Here is a 2,596-nt window from a genome sequence, read left to right as displayed (position 1 = left end):
TAAGCCCGATTGCGCAGATGGTACTGCAGTTATGTGGGAGAGTATGTCGTCGCCTTTCTTTTAAACACCCTATCCATATCGGATAGGGTGTTTTGTTTTATAATATACTTTTTAAATTTTAACTTTAAGTTAAAACTTCATCAATGTCATTCAAGCCATATCCTTTTTTTCTTAAAAAAAGAAAAGACATAGTAAAAAAGAGTGATTCAAGGGAGTAGAAAAAAATTAAGTGTTTGTTTCTAAGTCTTTTATATAATCTTGGTATTCATAAAAGAAAGTTTCAAATTGTGTCATTGTTTCACTGAAGAAATTGAAAACTTCTTCCCAATTATTTTTGTTATTTAAACTGATGTTTGTTTTTTCTACCCAAACTCGGCTAATAACTTTTCCGTTTTCTAAATAATGATTTCTTTCTAGAATTGCATCTGGTAGATATTCTCCGATTAAGATTTTTTTTAAAGATTCTATTTTTTCGTAGTAAATTTTTCTTTTTTCTTCTTCTTTCGGTTCTATATCTAATAAAACTTGAGCTTTTTTATTATCTACATAAAACTTAAAAGTTAAATCTTTTATTTTTGTATCATAAAGTAACCACTTTCTAGGATACACCTCTGCAAATTGTACCCAAAATTCCTTTTTAATTTTTAAACTTTCTTCTTTGCTGTACATTGAACAATTATTTTTTGGGTTGTTATTTTTTTTTGGTAAATTTATAAATAAATATATCCATTGACTATGAATTTTGAAGTCTTTTTTAAATCAATTAATGCTATTGTTAATGTGAATTTACCATCTACTTCTGCGCATGTAAAAATGGCTCCTTTAGAAAGAATTAAAATATTAGAGGATGGAATTAAACAAGATAGTAATTCACGAAAAGCTGCTGTGATGATGCTGTTTTATCCTAAAGGGAATATTGCTCATTTAGTATTAATTGTTAGAAATTCATATCCAGGTGTACATTCTTCTCAAATTGCATTTCCAGGAGGTAAGTTTGAAGAAACTGATGCAGATTTGATGGAAACAGCTTTGCGAGAAACCTACGAAGAAGTTGGAATTCATCCAGATAAAATAAAAGTAATAAGAAGTTTTTCATCAATTTACATTCCATCAAGTAATTTTTTAGTATATCCTTTTCTTGGTGTGTCAACTAAAGAATTAAATTTTAAACTTCAAGAAGATGAAGTAGCTGGAATTATTGAAATGTCTTTGTCTATGCTTCTTGATGACTCCGTGATTTGTACAAAAACAATAGAATCATCGTACTCTAAATCTATCAATGTTCCTGTTTTTCAAATTTATGAGCATTCAGTTTGGGGTGCAACTGCAATGATGTTAAGTGAACTAAAAGAAGCGTTAAAATTGGTGCTTTAAACAAGAAGTTTTTGTATTTTTGTTTTTCATTTTCTACAGATTATTATGGGATTGTTTAAACAAAATCCTTTTGGACATATACTTTTTATCAAAAAATGGATTATCCGAATTTTCGGAGTAATAACTCATAGGCGTTATAGAGGTTTTAATGAATTACATATTGAAGGATCTGAAATTATTAGAAATCTTCCTGATAAGAATGTACTTTTTATATCCAATCATCAAACTTATTTTGCAGACGTTGTAGCTATGTTTCATGTTTTCAATGCGAGTCTTTCTGGTAGAGCAGACAACATTAAAAACGTAGGTTATTTGTGGCAACCTAAAATGAACGTTTATTATGTCGCGGCGAGTGAAACTATGAAAGCTGGATTACTTCCTAGAATTTTAGCTTACGTTGGAGCAATAACCGTAGAAAGAACTTGGCGTGCAGCAGGAAAGGACGTTACAGAAAAGCGTGAGGTAAATCCAAACGATACCGAAAACATTAAAATCGCTCTAGCCGATGGTTGGGTAATCACCTTTCCACAAGGAACTACAAAATCCTTCAAACCGGTTAGAAAAGGAACAGCACACATCATTAAACAACACAAACCAATTGTAGTTCCAATTGTAATTGATGGATTTCGTCGTTCATTTGATAAAAAAGGATTACGATTAAAAAAGAAAAATATACTACAATCATTCATAATTAAAGAACCTTTAGATATTGATTATGAAAACGATACAATAGAAGAAATTGTAGAAAAAGTAGAGTACGCTATTGAGCAACATGCCTCTTTCCTTAAAGTTATTCCTGCCGAAGAAATTGAAGAGCAAGAAAAACTCAATAAACTCCGTCAATGGGAATACTAAAAAAAAATGCCTGATAAATTTTATCAGGTATTTTTTTTATAAATCTATTTTCTTTAATTCGTTATAGTTTTTAAACAATTTTCGTAACAATATACCATAAATTAAACGGTAGAATAACCAAAATACACCTACAAAAACCAAAATACATATAGCACAAAAAACGGTCATTAAAACTATAGCACTATTCTTAGAAGTCAATTCATGTAATTTTGGGTCAGTACTAAAAACCAATATAAAACCAATAACCATGCTAATAGCCATCATTCCAAGATTATACCAAACATAATATTTTACAGTTTTTCTTGTCTTTAATATGTCTTTCATCAACTGTTTAGTCGACGTTATAGTGGATATAGTTCTGTAATTT

3 protein-coding genes and 1 pseudogene are annotated in these 2,596 nt (G+C 29.6%); 2 read left to right on the top strand and 2 right to left on the bottom strand.

What is annotated here, in order from left to right; genetic code table 11:
- Window positions 1-225: 225 nt before the first annotated feature.
- Complete coding sequence (locus ACH2CG_RS02185; protein WP_395061752.1) at window positions 226-669, bottom strand: DUF4268 domain-containing protein; 444 nt, start codon at window positions 667-669, stop codon at window positions 226-228.
- 66 nt (window positions 670-735) lie between these two features.
- On the opposite strand from ACH2CG_RS02185, the gene ACH2CG_RS02180 reads away from it, so the two are divergent.
- Window positions 736-1,374, top strand: a complete 639-nt coding sequence (locus ACH2CG_RS02180) for an NUDIX hydrolase (RefSeq protein WP_395061750.1) — start codon at window positions 736-738, stop codon at window positions 1,372-1,374.
- Between the two features lie 45 nt (window positions 1,375-1,419).
- Window positions 1,420-2,229 carry a lysophospholipid acyltransferase family protein gene (locus ACH2CG_RS02175; protein ID WP_395061748.1) on the top strand — a complete coding sequence of 270 codons (810 nt, stop codon included), beginning with the start codon at window positions 1,420-1,422 and terminating at the stop codon, window positions 2,227-2,229.
- A gap of 36 nt (window positions 2,230-2,265) precedes the next feature.
- On the opposite strand, the pseudogene ACH2CG_RS02170 reads toward ACH2CG_RS02175, so the two are convergent.
- Window positions 2,266-2,596: pseudogene (locus ACH2CG_RS02170) on the bottom strand (hypothetical protein); the annotation flags it as partial.

It is taken from the genome of Flavobacterium sp. (assembly GCF_043778725.1).
In the GTDB taxonomy this organism is placed as follows: Bacteria; Bacteroidota; Bacteroidia; order Flavobacteriales; family Flavobacteriaceae; genus Flavobacterium.
The sequence above is the reverse complement of the archived record's forward strand: the minus strand, read 5'-3'. Positions and strand labels throughout refer to the sequence as shown.